This window comes from Pedococcus sp. KACC 23699 (genome assembly GCF_045348425.1).
GTDB lineage: Bacteria > Actinomycetota > Actinomycetes > Actinomycetales > Dermatophilaceae > Pedococcus.
On sequence record NZ_CP157483.1, the window covers coordinates 2,886,164 to 2,904,031 of the forward strand.

Annotated in this window: 15 protein-coding genes; 5 read left to right on the forward strand and 10 right to left on the reverse strand. The window is 71.2% G+C overall.

Annotation, left to right across the window (positions count from 1 at the left end):
• Nucleotides 1-39 precede the first annotated feature (39 nt).
• The 4 genes from ABEG17_RS13635 (at nucleotide 40) to serA (ending at nucleotide 5,364) form a co-directional block, all read left to right on the forward strand.
• On the forward strand, nucleotides 40-1,956 hold the full coding sequence (locus ABEG17_RS13635; RefSeq protein ID WP_406830020.1) for an acetolactate synthase large subunit: 1,917 nt from the start codon (nucleotides 40-42) through the stop codon (nucleotides 1,954-1,956).
• A gap of 5 nt (nucleotides 1,957-1,961) precedes the next feature.
• On the forward strand, nucleotides 1,962-2,474 hold the full coding sequence (gene ilvN / locus ABEG17_RS13640) for an acetolactate synthase small subunit (protein WP_406830021.1): 513 nt from the start codon (nucleotides 1,962-1,964) through the stop codon (nucleotides 2,472-2,474).
• A 117-nt stretch (nucleotides 2,475-2,591) separates the two neighbouring features.
• A complete protein-coding gene (ilvC, locus tag ABEG17_RS13645) occupies nucleotides 2,592-3,620 on the forward strand; it encodes a ketol-acid reductoisomerase (RefSeq protein ID WP_406830022.1) in 1,029 nt (342 codons plus the stop codon).
• Between the two features lie 157 nt (nucleotides 3,621-3,777).
• A complete protein-coding gene (gene serA, locus ABEG17_RS13650) occupies nucleotides 3,778-5,364 on the forward strand; it encodes a phosphoglycerate dehydrogenase (RefSeq protein WP_406830023.1) in 1,587 nt (528 codons plus the stop codon).
• Between the two features lie 21 nt (nucleotides 5,365-5,385).
• Here the strand turns inward: serA and ABEG17_RS13655 are convergent, their stop codons facing one another.
• Nucleotides 5,386-5,925 (reverse strand): GNAT family N-acetyltransferase, encoded by a 540-nt coding sequence (locus ABEG17_RS13655; RefSeq protein WP_406830024.1) that lies wholly within the window; start codon nucleotides 5,923-5,925, stop codon nucleotides 5,386-5,388.
• 567 nt (nucleotides 5,926-6,492) lie between these two features.
• On the opposite strand from ABEG17_RS13655, the gene ABEG17_RS13660 reads away from it, so the two are divergent.
• Nucleotides 6,493-8,124: an MBL fold metallo-hydrolase gene (locus ABEG17_RS13660; protein WP_406830025.1), complete on the forward strand. Its 1,632-nt coding sequence runs from the start codon at nucleotides 6,493-6,495 to the stop codon at nucleotides 8,122-8,124.
• On the opposite strand, the gene ABEG17_RS13665 is transcribed toward ABEG17_RS13660, so the two are convergent.
• From ABEG17_RS13665 to ABEG17_RS13705, 9 genes are read right to left on the reverse strand one after another with little or no spacing between them, the layout of a single operon-like run.
• Complete coding sequence (locus ABEG17_RS13665) at nucleotides 8,069-8,785, reverse strand: sugar transferase (protein ID WP_406830026.1); 717 nt, start codon at nucleotides 8,783-8,785, stop codon at nucleotides 8,069-8,071. The two genes, ABEG17_RS13660 and ABEG17_RS13665, sit on opposite strands and share 56 nt — an antisense overlap.
• Before the next feature lie 2 nt (nucleotides 8,786-8,787).
• Nucleotides 8,788-9,879, reverse strand: a complete 1,092-nt coding sequence (locus ABEG17_RS13670; RefSeq protein ID WP_406830027.1) for a hypothetical protein — start codon at nucleotides 9,877-9,879, stop codon at nucleotides 8,788-8,790.
• Complete coding sequence (locus ABEG17_RS13675; protein WP_406830028.1) at nucleotides 9,876-11,270, reverse strand: polysaccharide biosynthesis C-terminal domain-containing protein; 1,395 nt, start codon at nucleotides 11,268-11,270, stop codon at nucleotides 9,876-9,878. The genes ABEG17_RS13670 and ABEG17_RS13675 overlap by 4 nt, the downstream gene beginning before the upstream one ends.
• Nucleotides 11,267-12,577: an O-antigen ligase family protein gene (locus ABEG17_RS13680; protein WP_406830029.1), complete on the reverse strand. Its 1,311-nt coding sequence runs from the start codon at nucleotides 12,575-12,577 to the stop codon at nucleotides 11,267-11,269. Before ABEG17_RS13680 ends, ABEG17_RS13675 begins: the two co-directional genes overlap by 4 nt.
• Nucleotides 12,574-13,599 carry an aminoglycoside phosphotransferase family protein gene (locus ABEG17_RS13685; protein ID WP_406830030.1) on the reverse strand — a complete coding sequence of 342 codons (1,026 nt, stop codon included), beginning with the start codon at nucleotides 13,597-13,599 and terminating at the stop codon, nucleotides 12,574-12,576. Before ABEG17_RS13685 ends, ABEG17_RS13680 begins: the two co-directional genes overlap by 4 nt.
• Nucleotides 13,596-14,126, reverse strand: coding sequence for a hypothetical protein (locus ABEG17_RS13690; protein WP_406830031.1), 531 nt, complete (start codon nucleotides 14,124-14,126; stop codon nucleotides 13,596-13,598). Before ABEG17_RS13690 ends, ABEG17_RS13685 begins: the two co-directional genes overlap by 4 nt.
• Entirely contained in the window at nucleotides 14,126-15,325 is a 1,200-nt protein-coding gene (locus ABEG17_RS13695; RefSeq protein ID WP_406830032.1) for a glycosyltransferase, read from the reverse strand. The genes ABEG17_RS13690 and ABEG17_RS13695 overlap by 1 nt, the downstream gene beginning before the upstream one ends.
• Nucleotides 15,322-16,389 (reverse strand): hypothetical protein, encoded by a 1,068-nt coding sequence (locus ABEG17_RS13700; protein ID WP_406830033.1) that lies wholly within the window; start codon nucleotides 16,387-16,389, stop codon nucleotides 15,322-15,324. Before ABEG17_RS13700 ends, ABEG17_RS13695 begins: the two co-directional genes overlap by 4 nt.
• Nucleotides 16,389-17,708 (reverse strand): hypothetical protein, encoded by a 1,320-nt coding sequence (locus tag ABEG17_RS13705; RefSeq protein ID WP_406830034.1) that lies wholly within the window; start codon nucleotides 17,706-17,708, stop codon nucleotides 16,389-16,391. Before ABEG17_RS13705 ends, ABEG17_RS13700 begins: the two co-directional genes overlap by 1 nt.
• Nucleotides 17,709-17,868: the final 160 nt, after the last annotated feature.

Consider the following 17,868-nt stretch of genomic DNA (forward strand, 5'->3'; position numbering starts at 1 on the left):
GCAGCCCCAGCGAGAACCGAGACCGAAAGCGGTAGAGACGTGAGCGACACGAGGACGACGCCGGCCCCCAGCCCGTCCCAGGTGGCCCAGAAGGCCAAGCAGGCACAGCAGGAGGCCCGGGCGAAGACGCCCACCGAGGTCACCGGGGCCCAGAGCCTCGTGCTCTCCCTCGAGGCCATGGACGTCGACACGGTGTTCGGCATCCCGGGCGGGGCGATCCTGCCCGCCTACGACCCGCTGCTCGACTCGGTCAAGGTCCGCCACATCCTCGTCCGTCACGAGCAGGGCGCCGGCCATGCCGCCGAGGGCTACGCGAGCGCGACCGGCAAGGTCGGGGTCTGCATGGCCACCTCGGGTCCCGGCGCCACCAACCTCGTCACCGCGATCGCCGACGCCTACATGGACTCGGTCCCGATCGTCGCCATCACCGGTCAGGTGAGCTCGGCGTCGATCGGCACGGATGCCTTCCAGGAGGCCGACATCCGCGGCATCACCATGCCGATCACCAAGCACAACTACCTCGTCACCGACGCGTCGCAGATCCCGCGCGTCATCGCCGAGGCCTTCCACATCGCCTCGACGGGCCGACCCGGACCGGTGCTCGTCGACATCTCCAAGGACGCACTCCAGGCCCGCACCACCTTCAGCTGGCCGCCGAAGTTCGACCTGCCGGGCTACCGTCCGGTGGCGCGTCCGCACGCCAAGCAGATCCGCGAGGCCGCCCGCCTGATCGCCGCGGCCGAGCGGCCGGTGTTCTACGTCGGCGGGGGCGTCATCCGGGGCAACGCGTCCGACGCCCTGCGCGAGTTCGTCGAGCTCACGCAGATCCCCGTCGTGACGACGTTGATGGCCCGTGGCGCCGTCGCCGACAGCCACCCCCTGCACCTGGGCATGCCGGGCATGCACGGCTCGGTCGCCGCGGTCACGGCCCTGCAGAAGTCGGACCTGCTCATCACCTTGGGCGCCCGGTTCGACGACCGGGTGACGGGCCAGCTGTCGACGTTCGCCCCGGGTGCCAAGGTGATCCACGCCGACATCGACCCCGCGGAGATCTCCAAGAACCGTGTCGCGGACGTGCCGATCGTGGGTGACGTCCTCGAGGTCATCGGCGACCTGCACAAGGCGGTGGCCGCCGACGTCACGGCTGGTGTCGCCGGGGACTACGCCGCCTGGCGCGACCAGACGGCTGGGTGGAAGGCCGCCTTCCCGCTCGGCTACACCACACCCGAGGGTGAGCAGAGCGTTGCCCCGCAACACGTCATCGAGCGCATCGGGGCGATCAGCGGACCGGAGTCCGTGTACGTCGCCGGGGTCGGCCAGCACCAGATGTGGGCGGCACAGTTCGTGCAGTACGAGCGCCCGAACGCGTGGCTCAACTCCGGTGGCCTCGGCACGATGGGGTATGCCGTGCCCGCTGCGATGGGGGCCAAGGTCGGCCAGCCGGAGCGCACGGTGTGGGCCATCGACGGCGACGGCTGCTTCCAGATGACCAACCAGGAGCTCGCGACCTGCGTCATCAACAACATCCCGATCAAGGTCGCGATCATCAACAACAGCAGCCTCGGCATGGTGCGCCAGTGGCAGTCGTTGTTCTACGACCAGCGCTACTCCAACACCGACCTGCACACTTCGGTCGGCAGCCGCATCCCCGACTTCGTCAAGCTGGCGGACGCCTACGGCTGCGCGGGCCTGCGGTGCGAGCGTCCCGAGGACATCGACGCGACCATCAAGGCGGCCATGGAGATCAACGACCGTCCCGTCGTCGTCGACTTCGTGGTCCACCGCGACGCCATGGTGTGGCCGATGGTGCCGGCGGGAGTGAGCAACGACGCGATCCAGGTCGCCAAGGACACCGCACCGCAGTGGGACCGCGAAGAGGACGAGGCGACGGCCCAGCCCGAGGGCGCCGCCAACTCCGAGGGTGCCAACGACTCTGACAACGCGGAAGGGAAGTGAGCGCCATGAGCAAGCACACCCTCTCGGTCCTCGTCGAGAACAAGCCCGGCGTGCTCGCCCGCATCGCCGCACTGTTCTCGCGCCGGGGCTTCAACATCGACTCGCTCGCCGTCGGCCCGACCGAGCACCCCGAGATCTCGCGCATGACCGTGGTCGTCGACGTCGAGGCCCTCCCGCTCGAGCAGGTGACCAAGCAGCTCAACAAGCTGGTCGAGGTGCTCAAGGTCGTCGAGCTCGAGCCGACCGCGTCGGTCCAGCGAGAGATCCTGCTCGTCAAGGTCCGCACCGACCTGCACAGCCGCAGCCACGTCCTGGAGACGGTGCAGCTGTTCCGTGCCAAGGTCGTGGACGTGGCCAGCGACACCCTGACCATCGAGGTCACCGGCAACCGCGACAAGCTCGCCGCGTTCCTCGAGGTCCTCGAACCCTTCGGGGTGAAGGAGCTCGTGCAGTCGGGCATGGTGGCCATCGGGCGCGGTTCGCGCTCGATCACCGACCGGGCCATGCGCAGCGCCTGACCCCGCGCACCTCCGGTGGCGCACGCGCCATACGCGACCACTGGCTGAATCACCAAGACCTGCAACCGAACTCATCCGACACCGACCGACAAGTCACCAACCGAAGGAGTGGCCACCGTGGCCCAGATGTTCTACGACGACGACGCTGACCTGAGTGTGATCCAGGGCAAGAAGGTGGCCGTCATCGGCTACGGCAGCCAAGGGCACGCGCACGCGCTCAACCTGCGTGACTCGGGGGTCGACGTCCGTGTCGGTCTCGCCGAGGGCAGCAAGAGCCGGGCCAAGGCCGAGGCCGAGGGTCTGACCGTCAAGACCGTGGCCGAGGCCGTCAAGGAAGCTGACCTCGTCGTCATCCTCACGCCCGACCAGGTGCAGCGCACGGTCTACGCGAACGACATCAAGCCCAACCTCAAGGAGGGCGCCGCGCTGCTGTTCGGGCACGGCTTCAACATCCGGTTCGGCTACATCACGCCCGAGGCGACGTCCGACGTCCTCATGGTCGCCCCCAAGGGCCCTGGCCACCTCGTGCGTCGCGAGTACGTCGACGGTCGTGGCGTGCCGGTGCTCCTCGCGGTCGAGCAGGACCCGTCCGGCTCCGCCTGGGACATCGCCCAGTCGTACGCCAAGGCCATCGGTGGCCTGCGCGCCGGCGGCATCAGGACCACCTTCACCGAGGAGACCGAGACCGACCTGTTCGGTGAGCAGGCCGTCCTCTGCGGTGGTGCGAGCCAGCTCGTGCAGTACGGCTTCGAGACCCTGACCGAGGCGGGCTACCAGCCGGAGATCGCCTACTTCGAGGTGCTGCACGAGCTCAAGCTCATCGTCGACCTCATGGTCGAGGGTGGCATCGCCAAGCAGCGCTGGTCGGTCTCGGACACCGCGGAGTACGGCGACTACGTCTCCGGGCCGCGGGTCATCGACCCCAGCGTCAAGGAGAACATGGCGGCCGTCCTCGCCGACATCAAGAACGGTGCGTTCGCCAAGCGCTTCATCGAGGACCAGGACGCCGGTGCCCCGGAGTTCAAGGCCCTGCGCGAGAAGGGTGCCCAGCACCCGATCGAGTCCACCGGCAAGGACCTGCGCAAGCTGATGTCGTGGATCAAGGACTCCGACAACGACTACGTCGAGGGTTCTGCCGCCCGCTGACGCGAGCCAGGCACGATCTGCTGCTCGACGGCCCAGGGGTCCGCCCCGGCCGTCGAGCAGCTTCCGTCCTGATCGACCCGCCGTATGCTGTGCGCCGGCACGGCGCGGTGCCCGAACACCGCGTTCCCGCATCCTTCGACCCGCAGAGGACCGCCCTGTGAGCAAGCCGATCGTCCTGATCGCCGAGGAACTCTCGCCCGCCACCCTCGATGCACTCGGTCCGGACTTCGAGGTCCGCCACGTCGACGGCGCGTCCCGGGAGGCGCTGCTGCCGGCACTGGTCGACGTCGACGCCGTCCTGATCCGGTCCGCGACGAGGATGGACGCCGAGGCCATCGCGGTCGCGAAGCACCTCAAGGTCATCGCGCGTGCGGGCGTGGGCCTCGACAACGTCGACGTCCCCGCGGCGACCCGGGCCGGCGTCATGGTCGTGAACGCCCCGACCTCCAACATCACCTCCGCCGCCGAGCTGGCCGTCGGTCTGCTCCTCGCGACGGCTCGCAACATCGCTCCCGCCAACCAGGCGCTCAAGGGCGGTGCGTGGAAGCGCAGCCAGTACGGCGGCGTCGAGCTGCTCGACAAGAAGGTCGGCGTCGTCGGCTTCGGCCGCATCGGCCAGCTCGTCGCCGAGCGGCTCAAGGGCTTCGGCATGGAGATCCTCGCCTACGACCCCTACGTCTCCGCCCAGCGCGCAGGCCAGCTGGGTGCCCAGCTCGTCACGCTCGACGAGCTGCTCGAGCAGAGCGACTTCATCACGGTGCACCTGCCCAAGAACCCCGAGACCCTCGGCCTCATCGGCAAGGAGGCCCTGGGCAAGGTCAAGCCCACCGTGCGGATCATCAACGCCGCCCGTGGCGGGATCGTCGACGAGGATGCGCTGGCCGAGGCCCTGCGCGAAGGGCGCGTCGCCGGTGCCGGCATCGACGTCTTTGCGACCGAGCCGACCACCCAGAGCCCGTTGTTCGAGCACGAGTCGGTCGTCGTGACACCGCACCTCGGCGCCTCCACCGACGAGGCGCAGGAGAAGGCCGGCGTCTCCGTGGCCAGGTCCGTGCGGCTCGCCCTCGGGGGCGACCTCGTCCCGGACGCGGTCAACGTCTCCGGCGGGGCCGTCCCGGAGGAGGTACGTCCCGGGATCGCGCTGGTGGAGAAGCTGGGTCGCATCTTCACCGCGCTGGCCGGCTCGGTGCCCGTGCAGCTCGATGTCGATGTGAAGGGTGAGATCACGGCGCACGACGTCTCCATCTGGAAGCTGTCCGCGCTCAAGGGCCTGTTCACGGACGTGACCGAGGACCCGGTGACCTACGTCAACGCCCCGCTGCTGGCCGAGCAGCGAGGCTGCGAGGTGCGTCTGCTCACCGACCCGTCGACGCAGGACTTCCGCAACGTCACCACGCTGCGCGGCACCCTCGCCGACGGGACCACGGTCAGCGTGTCCGGCACCCTCACGGGTCCGCGCCTCATCGAGAAGATCGTCGGGGTCAACGGATTCGACATCGAGGTGCCCCTCACCGAGCACCTCGCCTTCTTCACCTACGTCGACCGCCCCGGCGTCATCGGCACCGTGGGTCGCCTGCTCGGGGACGCGCAGGTCAACATCGCCGGCATGCAGGTCGCCCGCAACGAGAAGGGTGGCCAGGCGCTCGTGGCCCTCACCGTCGACAGCGGGATCCCTGCCGACGTGCTTGCGGCGATCGCGTCCGAGGTCGGCGCCGAGGTCAGTGTGGTCGACCTCGTCGGCTGACCCGTCTCCGGGGGAGCCGGGTCAGGCCGGGAGGGGGTCGTCGTGCAGGACGAGGTTGAACAGCAGGCTGTCGCGCCACGCGCCGTCGAGGAACAGGAACTGCGGGATCCGGCCGCACTCCTCGAAGCCGCACCGGCGCAGGACGCCCTGGGACGCCACGTTCGCGACCATGGTGCTGGCGCCGAGGCGGTGCAGGCCGATCGCCGTGGCCCTCTCCACGAGGTGCTCGAGCAGGGCGACGGCCAGACCGCGGCGCAGGTGGCGGTGGTCGACCCAGTAGCCCACGTCAGCACCGTGCATGGCGCCGCGCACGATGTTCTGGAGGTTGGCGGCTCCGACGACCTCCTCGCCGTGCCACAGCAAGGAGCAGTCGTAGAGCCCCAGCTCGACCTGGCGCAGTCGACCGCCCACCACCTCGCGCTGGCCGGTCGCGGTGAAGAAGGACTCCGGGCGCTGGGGTTCCCACGGTTGCAGGTGCTCGCGGTTGCGCAGGGCTGCGGCGGCGAGGGCTGCGGCATCGTCGATCACCAAGGGGCGCAGGGCGTATCCGTCGGGAAGCACAGTTCACCGTAGGCGTTGGGACGGCATCCACGAGACGCGGGTCACGTCCAGAGGCGTCTCACTGTGTGGGAGCCGGGTACCAAATAGTTGGACGTCCACCTAATCTCAAACCATGACGCAGCGGGTCCTGATTCTTATCCGCCGCGGCGAGTTCCGGTAGTCAGCCACCTCGCCGCGGAGATCCCGCGTGCATGGCTGACCGAGGCACCCCGTCATCCGGGAGTGGCCCCCGCTGAATTCCATTGAACCCGAGTCCCTGTGCGACACAGGGCATTTCACGAAAGTTGAACACCATGAGCGAAGAAGCCCAGAAGGCACGTCAGGCACTGCAGGAGTCGATGGACCTGCGCGAGCAGGGTCACTCCGACGACTGACCCAGCCCCATCCCGGCGGTGCCAGCACGCACGCCACGACGAACGGCCCCAGGCGACCCGCCGGGGCCGTTCGTCGTGAGGTCCTGGTGGGCGAGGACCGTCGAAGGGGGGTGTCGCCCATGGGCCCATTTGCGTAGCAGTGGTCGTCCTGCCGCGCGACGCGACCGAACGTCGCGTGGGCAAAGGTGGGTGGATGACGGTCGCTCCCCAGCCCACTGCCAGGTCCGTGCGTGTCACCGGGCTCGGCCATGCCGGCCTGAAGATCGAGGTGCCGAGCACCGGCCGCCGCATCCTGCTGGACCCATGGTTCAGCCGCACCGGGGCCTTCCTGGGTTCGTGGTTCCCGTTCCCGGACAACGCGCACCTCGACGGACCGCGCGTGCGGGACGCCGATGTGGTCGTCGTCTCCCACGAGCACCTCGACCACCTCGACCTCGAGCTCATCGCTGGGCTGCCCCAGGACGTGCCGGTGGTGGTGCCGCGATACCCGTCGACCATCCTCCAGCGGCGCATCGTCGCCGCCGGGCACGACAACGTCGTCGTCCTCGACAGCTGGGACCGGTTCCCGCTCGGGGGCGAGGACGACTGGTTGACCGTCATCACCGAGCACTGTCCGATGAGCCACGATGCCGCAGTGCTCGTGCACGTCGACGGGCGAACGGTGTTGCACACCAACGACGCCCGCATCTCCTTGGCCCAGGCTCGCCGCGCCGTGGTCGAGGTGGGGGCGCCGATCGACCTGATGGGGCTGCAGATGTCCGGTGCGAGCTGGCACCCGGTCTGCTACGAGTACACGCCCGAGGAGCAGGAGCGCATCAGCGAGGCCAAGCGGCTGGGCAAGTTCTCGGCGGTGGGGCGCCTGGTGCGCGGGGTCCGGCCTCGGATGGTGATGCCGTATGCGGGGCCCCCGTGCTTCCTCGACGACGACCTCTTCGAGCTGAACAGCGGCCTGCACGGGTCGGGGATCTTCCCCGACCAGGACGAGGCAGTCGCCTGGCTCGGCAACCGGGTCGCCGACCAGCGCAGCACCTACCTGCTGCCAGGCGACAGCATCGACCTCACCGACCTCGAGGTCGTTCGCGACCCCGAGTGGGAAGGCTTCTCGCTCACGGCCGGCCCGGCCGCTCGGCGGGCCTACCTCGAGGCGTACGCCGCCAGGCGGCGCCCGGCGATCGACGAGGTGCGGGCAGCTCATCCGGAGCCGGCCGAGGGCCCGGGGCTCGGCCTGGCCTTCCGCGAGCACCTGGAGTCCCTGGCCACCCTGTCGGCCTACTTCCTGGCACGCATCGGCATGGTGGTCCGCTTCGAGATCACCGGTCCCGGCGGCGGCGTCTGGGACGCCCACATCGGCCCCGACACGGTGCGTGTCGACCTGGACGGAGGTCAGGGCCCGGCGAACTACCGGCTGTGCATCGCGTCACGGTGGCTGGCGGGCGTCGTGGACGGACGCACGCGCTGGGAGGAGATGCTGCTCTCGCTGCGGCTCTCAGCCCGCCGCGAACCCGACCACTACAACGACTACCTGGTCGGCCTGCTCAAGCACGCCGACCTGGCTGCTCTGCGCGCCGTGGAACGGTTCGAGAGCGAGCGTGACGCCGATGCCGTCACCGAGATCCAGGTGGGCGGCGAACGCCACGTCGTGGGGCGCTACTGCCCGCACGCGGGGGAGGACCTGTCCGAGACCGGGGTCGTGGTGCAGGGAGCGGACGGGCCGGTGCTGCGGTGCCTCGGACACAACTTCGAGTTCGACCTGTCCAGCGGCGAGTGCCTCAACGCCCGGTGTGACCCGTTGCAGGTTCGGGCCCCTGTGGCTGCTGGTTCCTGACCTCGCCCTCGCCGAGGTCCACCAGGCCGACCACGAACAGTGCGGTCATCGCCAGGTAGTAGAAGGTGCGTCGCATCGTCGGACGACGCAGGTAGTCGAGGTCGGCCGCCACACGCAACGGTACGAGCTCCCGGAGGTACCAGTCCTCGACCGTCCACCCTGCTGGCGGCGTCGCCGAACGGTCGCGGTACCGCAGCTGCGCAGGACCGGTGAGCCCGGGCCGGGCGCGGAGCACGGTGCGGCTCCGGGCGTCATACCTCTCGGCGAGCTCCACGCTCTCGGGCCGCGGCCCCACGAGCGTCATCTGCCCGCGCACGACGCTCCACAGCTGGGGCAGCTCGTCGATGCTCAGGCGGCGCAGCACCCGCCCCAGTCCGGTGACCCGGGGGTCGCCGGACGCGGTGACCCCCGGTCCACGGTCGGAGCCCGTGGGGGTGCGCATCGTGCGGAGCTTGAAGAGGTGGAACGGCCTGCCGTCCTCGCCGACCCTGGTGGCGCGGTAGAACACCGGTCGTCCCTGGACCAGCAGGACCGCGACTGCGGCCAGCAGCAGGATCCACGACGCGAGGACCAGCGCGAGGCCTCCCAGGACGATGTCGAGGGCTCGACGGGAACGGGAGATCGTGACCACGAACGCTGCCGGGTCGACGGAACTGTCCATGGTCATCCCGTCCCTGCCGCCACGAAGACGTCGCTGAACACCTGCGAGGCCAGCTGGCACTCGGCTGCCAGCGCCGCAAGATTCGTCGGCATCTCCGAAGGTGTCATGTGGGTGAAAAGGTGAGCCCCTTGGGCCCGTGCGGCGAGCAGGGCCGGCCACAAGGGGTTCTGGGTCGGGTGGTTGCCGAACAACGAGACCACCGACCCCTGGTAGCGCTGGCGCCAGGTCCACAGGTCGGTCGCCTTGGCCCCGCGGGACTGGGGTGTGGTGACGAAGGTCGCCACGTCCTGGGTGGTGTTCCCGTGGTACCCGTTCGGGACGGCAAGCGCCTTGCGCGACTGGAGCACGGTCAGCGAGGGCCACGGGCCCTGGGCGATGTAGGACCAGGCGCGGTTCTGGGCCAGGGCGAGGTCCCCACCCGGGTAGCTGTCGGGCACGCCGAGGCCCGTGCTGACGCTCAGGTGGTCGATCAGCCCCGCCTGGAGGTAGGTCGTGATGGCGGCATAGGTTGCCGCGGGTGCGACGGCCCTGGCGTGCTGGACGCACTCGATCGACCCGGATGACCTTGGGAGACAACCCAGCTCGAGAACCACCACGTCGACGAGCAACGGGACGTGTGGTGCTGCGGCCTTCAGTGCGGCACGCGTGTCCGTGAGGAACTGTTTGGCCTGGGCCGGGGTGCTGAGTCCGTCGTGGTACCCGAGCTCGTCGGCCACCTTGATCCCGGCGGTCCCGGGCTCACGCGACAGGAGAGCCACCCGCTGCACGGCCCGGTCGAAGCTGGCCGGGCCTTCGAGCCAGCGAGCGACGAGGTCGGTCTCCCACCAGACCGCGGTGCCCTGGCTGTGCAGGAGCCTGCCGACCCGCTGGTAGGGGTCCAGGTTCTTGAGCGAGGTCAGGGTGACCTTGGGCAACGGTGTCCCGGACGGTCGGGGAGGTGCTGAAGTCGGCCCGGCCGCAGCAGGGGGCAACGGCCGAGCCGACGGCGAGGAGCCCAGGAAGGGCAGGGCGGGCGGGTGGCAGCACGCCGTCGCCCCGAGCAGCAGGGCGGTGAGCACGCCGATCAGTGCGCGGGTGGGGTTGCGGGTGCTCACGATGCACGCCCTGCGCTGCGTTGTTGGGCATCGTGGGGTGCAACGGCGACAGGGGTGTCCGTCGTGAGGGGGACGACGACTGTGGTGCGCGCCGAGGTCGGAGCCCGCGCGGTGCGGGTCGACCACAGCAGGAGCAGGACCAGGGCGCCGTCGCTGAGCAGGTAGGCCGACGTGGAGGCGACCGACGCCCCGATTGCGCCGTGACGGGGGATGAGCAGCAGGTCGAGCACCACGGTGACGACCAGGCCGAGACCCAGCAGGAGGGAGTTGATGCCCGGCCGGCCCTGGGCGTAGAGCAGGCCGGTCGCGGCACCCGCTGCGCCCGAGAGCACCATGCCGAGCACGAGGATCTGCGCCGGCCGGATCGCGCTGTCGAACCCGTTGCCGTAGAGCAGGTGGGTCACCGGGGCGGCGAGCAGCAACGCCGGGACGGCGATCGCCACGACCCCCACGAGCGCCGGTCCGGCGATCCTGCGCGCCCGGTGGGCGGCCTCCGCGGGCCGCACCGCCGCCAGCCGGGGGTAGGCGGTCCAGCTCAGGGCGAGCGAGGGAAGGCGGAGCAGCTCGGCGTACTTGGAGGCCACGGCATACGTGCCCAGCACGGCGGGTCCCGCCATCGCGCCCAGCAACATGAAGTCGAGGCGGGCGTTCAGCAGCGTCACCAGCCCACCGACCTGCCCACGAGTGCCGTAGGACGCGATCTCCTTGGCCAGGCGTCGGTCCGGACGGCCCCACCACCCGTGGGGTGGGCCCGCCAGGCCCCAGCGCGTCCACCGCTCCGACAGCGCGACCCGGTGCCAGGCCCAGAGCCCGACGAGCAGGTCGGCCCCCATCAGCGCCCAGACGATCGTGGCATCGCCGTGGCCGGTCACCTTGGTGCCCACCATGAACAGGGGCAGGAAGGCCACCTCCTCGGCGGCGATCGCCAGGTCTGCTGTTCGTCGCTGCTGCAACCCCTGCAGTGCGGTCTTGCCCAGCGTCATCACCAGCTGGCTGGCGACGGTCAGGCCGGTGAGGAGCAGCAGCGCGGTCGAGTCGTGCTTGAAGAACAGGTGCCGCAGGACCGGGGTCAGCAGCCACCACAGCACCGTGCCGGCGGCCGCTCCCGACGCCGCGATCATGGCGATGGTCGGCCACAGGGCCCGGTGCTCACCACGCCCCGGCGCCAGGAAGAAGGCCATGGCGTTGGGCAGACCCAGCACTGCCAGCACACCGACCAGTCCCGGCAGCATCCTCAGCAGGGCGTAGCTGCCCACTGCGTCGGCGCCGCCGGTGCGCGCGATGAGGATCGTCGCGGCGGTCAGCGCCCCGATGGCGACCGCGCGCGCGGAGACGTTGCCGGCGACCTGTCGCAGCCAGCCGTCGGAGCCCCGGGTCAGGCGGCGCATCATCGCGCGACCTTGCGAGCCCCGGAGCCCTCGGTGCTCAGGGCGAGGAGTGCCACGAGGCCCAGCCACGTCCAGGCGTGCCGGAAGTGCAGCACCTCGTAGAAGGCGCCCGACACGGCCAGCACGGGTGCCCCGACCGCCAGCGCCCACGCGCGGGGCACCGCGTCGCGGGCACCGGCCGGGAGACGGCGCGTCAGCACCTTGCGCAGGTTGGCCCCGGTGGCGAGCCAGAGCAGGATCAGGCCGAGGACGCCGATCGGGCCCCGCTCGAGCAACGTGGCCATGTAGTCGTTGTGGGCCTCCTTGACGTATGGCGCCTGGAAGGCGAGCAGGGTCGCCTTGGTCCTCGCCGGCCCGTACCCGCTGCCCGACCCCTGGAACCACAGGCGGGTGCTCTCGTCGAACAGCGCCGAGCGCTCACTGACCGAGCTGTTGCTGCGTCCCACCGAGTCGCGGAAGAGGGGGATCGAGCCGGCTGCCGCCTCACGGACGCTGGTCAGGTCCACGTGGGGGCTGACGAACACCGCTCCGCCCACCACGAGGGCAGCGCTGAGGCTGAGGGCCAGCAGGGCAGCCGTCGGTCCCTCCCGCCGCCAGGCGTGCAGGATGGCGAGCCCGGTGAAGACCAGTGCCAGGCCGATGGCGCCGCCGTTGCTGCCCGTGAGGACGATCGCCGCGAGGACGAGGAGGTAGCAGAGCCGTCGCAGCGGCATGTTGACCGGTCGACGGCAGGCGAACATCACCACCAGACCGAGGACGAGGTAGTTGGCGGCCAGGTTGGGGTCGCCGAAGGTGTAGGAGGCCCGCGACGCGTCGGCCGCCGTGACGCCGGACAGCGGGCCGAACCCGACCATGTAGGAGAGGAGGCCGATCAGGGCCACGATCGGCACCGTGCGGCACCAGGCCTTCGTCAGCGCCACCACCATCTGCGGGTCGCCGCGGCCGCTGACGATGGCGAAGGACCACAGCAGCAGGAGGAGGTCCTGGGCGAGGACGAGCACCACGCGCGCCGGTGCGCCGGAGATCAGGGTCGCCACCAGGCCACCGACGATGAGCAGGGTGACGCCGGCGGCATACGGGACCCGGACGCGCACGCCGGTCGCCGCCGTCGCCACCACGGCCAAGGTGATCGCGACGAGCATCGGGACGTCAGCAAGGGCGCTGTTGCCGGGACCGGCGGGCACGAGGATCGGCGTGAGGGCCACGGTGCAGGCCACGAAGGCAGGCACCGGGCTCCTGAGCCGCGACGGCGTCGGACCCGCGTGCGCGCCCGAGAGCCCTTCGTGGGTCTGGATCCCGGTGGTGGTCATGGTTCGTGCACCTCCGCCCGGCTCGGCAGCGCCGCCAGCACCTGCAGGTGGTCGTGCCCGAACTGGTCGTGGTTGGCCCGGGCGGCGACCTCGCCGAGTCCGGTCAGCGCCACGGCGTACCACAGCTCTGCCGGAAGGCCCAGGAGGTCCAGGGCCCGCACCAGTCGTGCGCGCACGAGATCGGGGTACCAGCCGTCGCCGAGCAGTGCGTAGGGCAGCGTCGAGGCGTTCTGCCCGCGACGAAGTCCCGGGTGCCGGGGGACCGCACGACCTGCACCGGTGTGGCGGTCGAGGTAGAGGCTGTAGCTGAGCAGGAAGCGCGCGACGTCCCGCAGCGGCCAGCCCCGGCGATCGGCTCCCTCCCAGTCGACAACCCCGGTCACGGCACCGTCGCGGACCATGACGTTGCCGAACCAGAAGTCGCCGTGGACGACGGTGCGCGGGCACGAGTGCGCCGCAAGGAGTTTGTGCGCACCGGTCAGCTGGTCCAGGGCGGTACGCAGGCCAGGGGTGCCCGCGTCGTACCGCAGGGACAGCTCTGCGGCGACCTCGTCGGCCCACGTGAACGGTGCCGCCTCCCCGCGAGTTACGGACCACAGCGACTCCAGCCAGCCGAGTGCTCCCTGGACGTCCGCGACGACGGGGCGACGTCGCGCGGTGTGCCGCCAGCGGTGGTACCCCACGCTCATCGGGCGACCCGGCACGCGGGTCGACACCAGGACCTCGAGCGGCGGCTCCACCGCAGCGAGCCCCGCGACGTCGGTGATGCGGCGTGGGACGGTCGAGCCGAGCCCGTCGAGGGCTTCGTGGCGCAGCCACGTCAGGGCGTCCCGCTCACGCCGAACCGCGTCACGGGCAACCTCGGTGGTCGGCACCTTGCACACCAGGCCGGCGCCCGAGGCGGTGCCGAACAGTGCCGTGATCTTGGCGTCGGGGTCGCGGCTGGCGGCCAGGAGCAGGACCCGGGACCCGTTGGGTCCCAGCTCCGTGAGGGCGCCCGCGATCGGGAGCGGCACCGTCATCGCCGCACCCCGAGGACGAGGCGACCGGGTGCCAGCGCACCGGTCCAGCGCCACGGTGCCCGCGCGCCGAGCACCAGCGCCAGGCTGCCCAGCGCCGTGATCCATCCGCGTGTCGGGGGCACCATCGCCACGGTGTCCCAGAATGCCGAGACCGTCTGCGGGTGGTCGTCGAAGATCACCAGCGGACGCGAGCCGGAGGGGAGAGCGACCAGCTCGCGCTCCACCAGCACCCCTGCCCGGTCGCATCGTCGTCGGACGGAGCGTCGCAAGAAGGGGCGATCGGCGACGATCGCCACCGGGGTGCCCGGGGCGAGCTGGGCAAGGACCCGCGCGGCTTCGGTCCAGGGCACCGCGACCGTACCCGGGGGACACAGCGGCGCCCAGACGGCAGCCGGCCCAGGCCCCACCGTCGCACGGTCGGCGCGATCGGCGCGGACGCTCGGGCCCTCGTCACCGTGGGCGACCGGAAGCGCCCCGGGTGGAGGGTCGAGGAGCTGGGGCGAGGCGCCCACGCGCTGCCACCTCATCACGCGACGTTCCTGTGCGAGGGCGCTGCGCTCGACCCGGATGGCGCGACCGCCGGGCTCGGGAGACCGAGAGCGCGCGAGTACTCCTCGTCGAGGATCTCGCCCAGGCGGTGCTCGTCATACTCCCCGGCGGCGCGCTCGCGGCCCTTGCTCGCCATCATCGCGGTCCGGTCGGGTTCGTCGAGCAGCTCGCGGATGCCGGAGGCGAGCTCGAGCGGACGGCCGGCGCGCACCAGCACCCCGGTCTCGCCGGGGACGATCAGGTCCGGGACGGAGTTGACCGCCGTGACCACTGCGGGGATGCCGCACCGCATGGCCTCGACCAGGGCGCAGGGCAGCCCCTCGTAGCGACTCGACATCGCGAACACGTCGAACGCCGGGAGCAGGTCCGCCACGTCGTTGCGCTCGCCGGCGAGCAGGACGCGGTCCTGCAGGCCCCGGCGACGGACCAGGTCCTCCACCTCGGCACGGAGCGGACCCGAGCCGATCCACACCCCGCGGACGCGGGGGTCTCGCAGGGCTGCCAGGGCCTCCACGAAGTGCTCCGGCGCCTTCTGGAAGTCCAGCCTTCCCACGGTGCCGACGACGACGTCGCGGTCGTCCAGGCCCAGCGTCCGTCGAGCTGCTGCCCGCGAGGCAGCGGTCAGCGGCACGGTCCGCGACTCCACCACGGGGGAGATCGTGCGCAGCGTGGCGTCGACGACCAGGCCGCGGCGCAATGCCTCGCTGGACACCCCGGTCCCGATGCAGAGCACGACGTCGGTGTAGGCGGCCAGTCGGCGCTCGGCGGTGATGTATGCCTGCCGCCGAGCCCTTCCCTGGAAGTCGTGGAAGGGGAAGCCGTGGTAGGTGTGCACGATCGCGGGTGTCGAACACCGGTGTGCCGCAACGCGTCCCACTGCTCCGGCCTTCGCGCTGTGCGTGTGCACGACGTCGAAACGCCGCTGGGCGAACAGCTCCGTGAGCCGTCGCACGGCCAGTAGGTCCTGGCGTGCGGAGAGCTGCGGCACCAGGGAAGGCTCGAGCACGACCTCCATTCCTGCGGCTTCGGCCGCGCGGGTCAGCGGACCGCCCTCACCGGTCACGAACGTCACGCGGTAGCGCGAGGGGTCCAGCCCCCGAGCCCCGCGCAGGGCGACTCCGCCGGCTCCGGCGATCATCCTGGTGACCACGGTCGCCACCTCGATGCGTGAGTTCACGGGGTGACCTTCCGGGTGGACTGGGAAGCCAGGTCCTGGGCAAGGACCCGCTGCAGCCGGCTGAGGGTGGGCTCGCCGGATGCGTCGAGCCCGCTCCCGGGGACCCCGAGGGTGAGCTCGAAGCAGGGCAGCGACTCGGTCAGCCGGTATGCCGTCTCCTGCAGTGGGGGATGGGCCGCTCCGAGGCCGCCCAGGGCGAGCTGGGCGACGAGCGGCCAGAACCGCTGGAGCTCGCCGGCGGCGTAGGTCCCGGCCACCAGGGCGCGGGCGGCAGCAGCGCTGGGCAGCCCGGTGACCCGGGTCTCGCCGTGGTCGTCGCGTCGCACGACCACCACAAGCTGGGGACGCAGGCACTCGACCCTGCCCGTCCAACGGTGTTCACGCCGGTGGTGCGCAGCCCGGGCGCCACCGCCACCGAATGCGGTCCCCTCGGGCAGGCGCAGAGCCTCGACCACGCCGTGGACGACGTCGCCGTCACTGACCCCCAGGTTGTCGCAGACCGCGTGGGCCCCGTGGGCGAGGGCGTCGGCCACGAGCGAGGACTTGCCGACACCTCCTGGTCCCGCGAGCAGGATGCACACCCCCTCGACCTCGAGGACGCTCACGTGCAAGGGGCTGAGCCCCTCCCGAGCCACGGCCGTCCACAGCGCCGGGTGGTGCAACAGCACCTGGGCCCTCAGCGCGCGGTGCCGCTGGGGCAGCAGGTGGGCGGCGAGCCGCTCGCGGCTGCTCGGCGACCAGGTGCTGGCGACCTCGATCCGGGCGCCCGGGTTCGGGAGGCCCGGCGGCAGGGCGCGCCACCGCTGGGCGAACCCGGATCCGCCTGCGCTGGAGAGGAACACCGCCTCTCCAGCCCTCCAGACGCCTCGGGCCACCGGCTCGAGACCATGGGCCGGGGGCCGACGCAGCAACCGGGTCAACCGCAGGTCGTGGCCAGAGCTCCCGAGGGGGGCCAGGGTCCGGCCCGAGGCCTCCTGGACCGCTGCGCCAATGCTGTCGTCGGAGGTGAAGTCGACCAGGACCCGCTGACCGGCCGTCACCAGGCTCTGCGGCTGCGGGCTCATCACCCCTCCCCGGAGCTGCGCTGGGGCTGCAGGGGCGCCCCGGCCGGCCCGCGCGGCGGCTCGGCGATGGGCTCGGCCGCGTGGCGACGGCCGCGCTTGGTGGCGTCGAGCACCCCGAGCAGTGGCCACCGGGTGGCCCGGAGCATGTCCCGCAGGTCCTCGAGGCTGCGCTGCGTGACGGGGGAGACGTAGACGATCACCATGCCGCTCCCCGGCTCGTCCTCCGGACGCAGCGTGAGCAGGTCGGCGAAGACGGTCTCCCGGGGGAGACGCTCGGGCCCGACGTGGCTGGTCGCGTGGTTGCCGTTGAGCATGGGTAGCTCGAGGTGCTCCGGCTCGGCCGGGGGGCGCCTGGTGAGCGATCGCACCAGGGCGGACACGATCGGCTGCTCGTGCGCCACGTCGGGGTTGGCGGGCAGCAGCACGAGCGTGGGATGACCGTGTCGTCTGGCGGCGAGCGACAGGGTCTGGGCTGTCACGTCGGTTCCCTGACGGGTGGAGGAGAGCACCGGTGTGTCCAGCGCGCGGGCCAGGCCCCGGGCGTCAGGGATCTTGGGGCGCAGGGTCTCCACGGCGGCGGCTGCAGCCAGACCCAGGCACAGTCCGAGGAGCAGGGCCAGGCCCAGGCGCGGGCCGAGTGACGGCGAGACCTGGACGACGGTGGCGTGGCCCGGGTCGATGATGACGGCACGACCGCGAGCGAGGTCGGCCAGCGTCAGTGCGGAGGCCTGCGCGCTGAGCTCGGCCGCTGTCTGCTGCGCCTGGTTCATCTGCTGGGAGAGCCGGTCCTGGACCGGGCCGGGAGCAGTGACGAGGATCCGTCGGGCCAACCGGTCCTGCTGGGAACGGGCGTCGGCCAGCTTGCGGCTCACGTCACGGTTGGCGTCGTCGAACCGCTGGCGGTCGGCGTTGTTCATGAAGGACAGGACGCCCACGCTGAGCGAGTCGACGAGCGACCGGGCGCGGGCCTCGGTGCTCTCGGTGACCGACAGCTCCACGATCGGTGACTCGCCGAGGCGCTGGGCAGTCACCCGCTGCTCGGCGATCGTCACTGGGTCGCCCCGCAGGCCTGCCGACCGCATCGCCTCGTCCACCACGTTCGGTGTGGTGGCGATGGCGAGCACCCGAGAGCTGAGTCCCTCGGCCTCGGTCGAGCTGCTCGGCACCGTCGCGGTGGACTGGATCCTGAGGCTGGCGTCCCATTGGGACGGCGTCGCCCGGGTCAGTGCGAGCACCACGCCCACCGGCAGCAGCGTCAGCACGGTGATCAGCACGATGTGGGATCGGATGACGCGGCGGAAGAGTTCGTCCAGGGTCATGATGGTGTGCTCACTTTTCTGCCCGTCCTGCCGAGCCGAGGGGTCGTGCTGTCGTGTCGTGCTCTGTGGTGGTGGGTGGGGTTCAAGGCCCGCGTCCCCGGCGTTGCCACGGCCCGAGCGTGTGCGCACACCAGCACCGCTCGCGCGCGTGTGCCCGCTC

Coding starts and splice junctions, on each gene's coding strand:
- ilvN (WP_406830021.1), top strand. CDS start 1,962: ATGAGCAAGCACACCCTCTCGGTCCTCGTCGAGAACAAGCCCGGCGTG.
- ABEG17_RS13660 (WP_406830025.1), top strand. CDS start 6,493: ATGACGGTCGCTCCCCAGCCCACTGCCAGGTCCGTGCGTGTCACCGGG.
- ABEG17_RS13665 (WP_406830026.1), bottom strand. CDS start 8,785: ATGGACAGTTCCGTCGACCCGGCAGCGTTCGTGGTCACGATCTCCCGT.
- ABEG17_RS13675 (WP_406830028.1), bottom strand. CDS start 11,270: ATGATGCGCCGCCTGACCCGGGGCTCCGACGGCTGGCTGCGACAGGTC.
- ABEG17_RS13680 (WP_406830029.1), bottom strand. CDS start 12,577: ATGACCACCACCGGGATCCAGACCCACGAAGGGCTCTCGGGCGCGCAC.
- ABEG17_RS13685 (WP_406830030.1), bottom strand. CDS start 13,599: ATGACGGTGCCGCTCCCGATCGCGGGCGCCCTCACGGAGCTGGGACCC.
- ABEG17_RS13690 (WP_406830031.1), bottom strand. CDS start 14,126: ATGAGGTGGCAGCGCGTGGGCGCCTCGCCCCAGCTCCTCGACCCTCCA.
- ABEG17_RS13700 (WP_406830033.1), bottom strand. CDS start 16,389: ATGAGCCCGCAGCCGCAGAGCCTGGTGACGGCCGGTCAGCGGGTCCTG.
- ABEG17_RS13705 (WP_406830034.1), bottom strand. CDS start 17,708: ATGACCCTGGACGAACTCTTCCGCCGCGTCATCCGATCCCACATCGTG.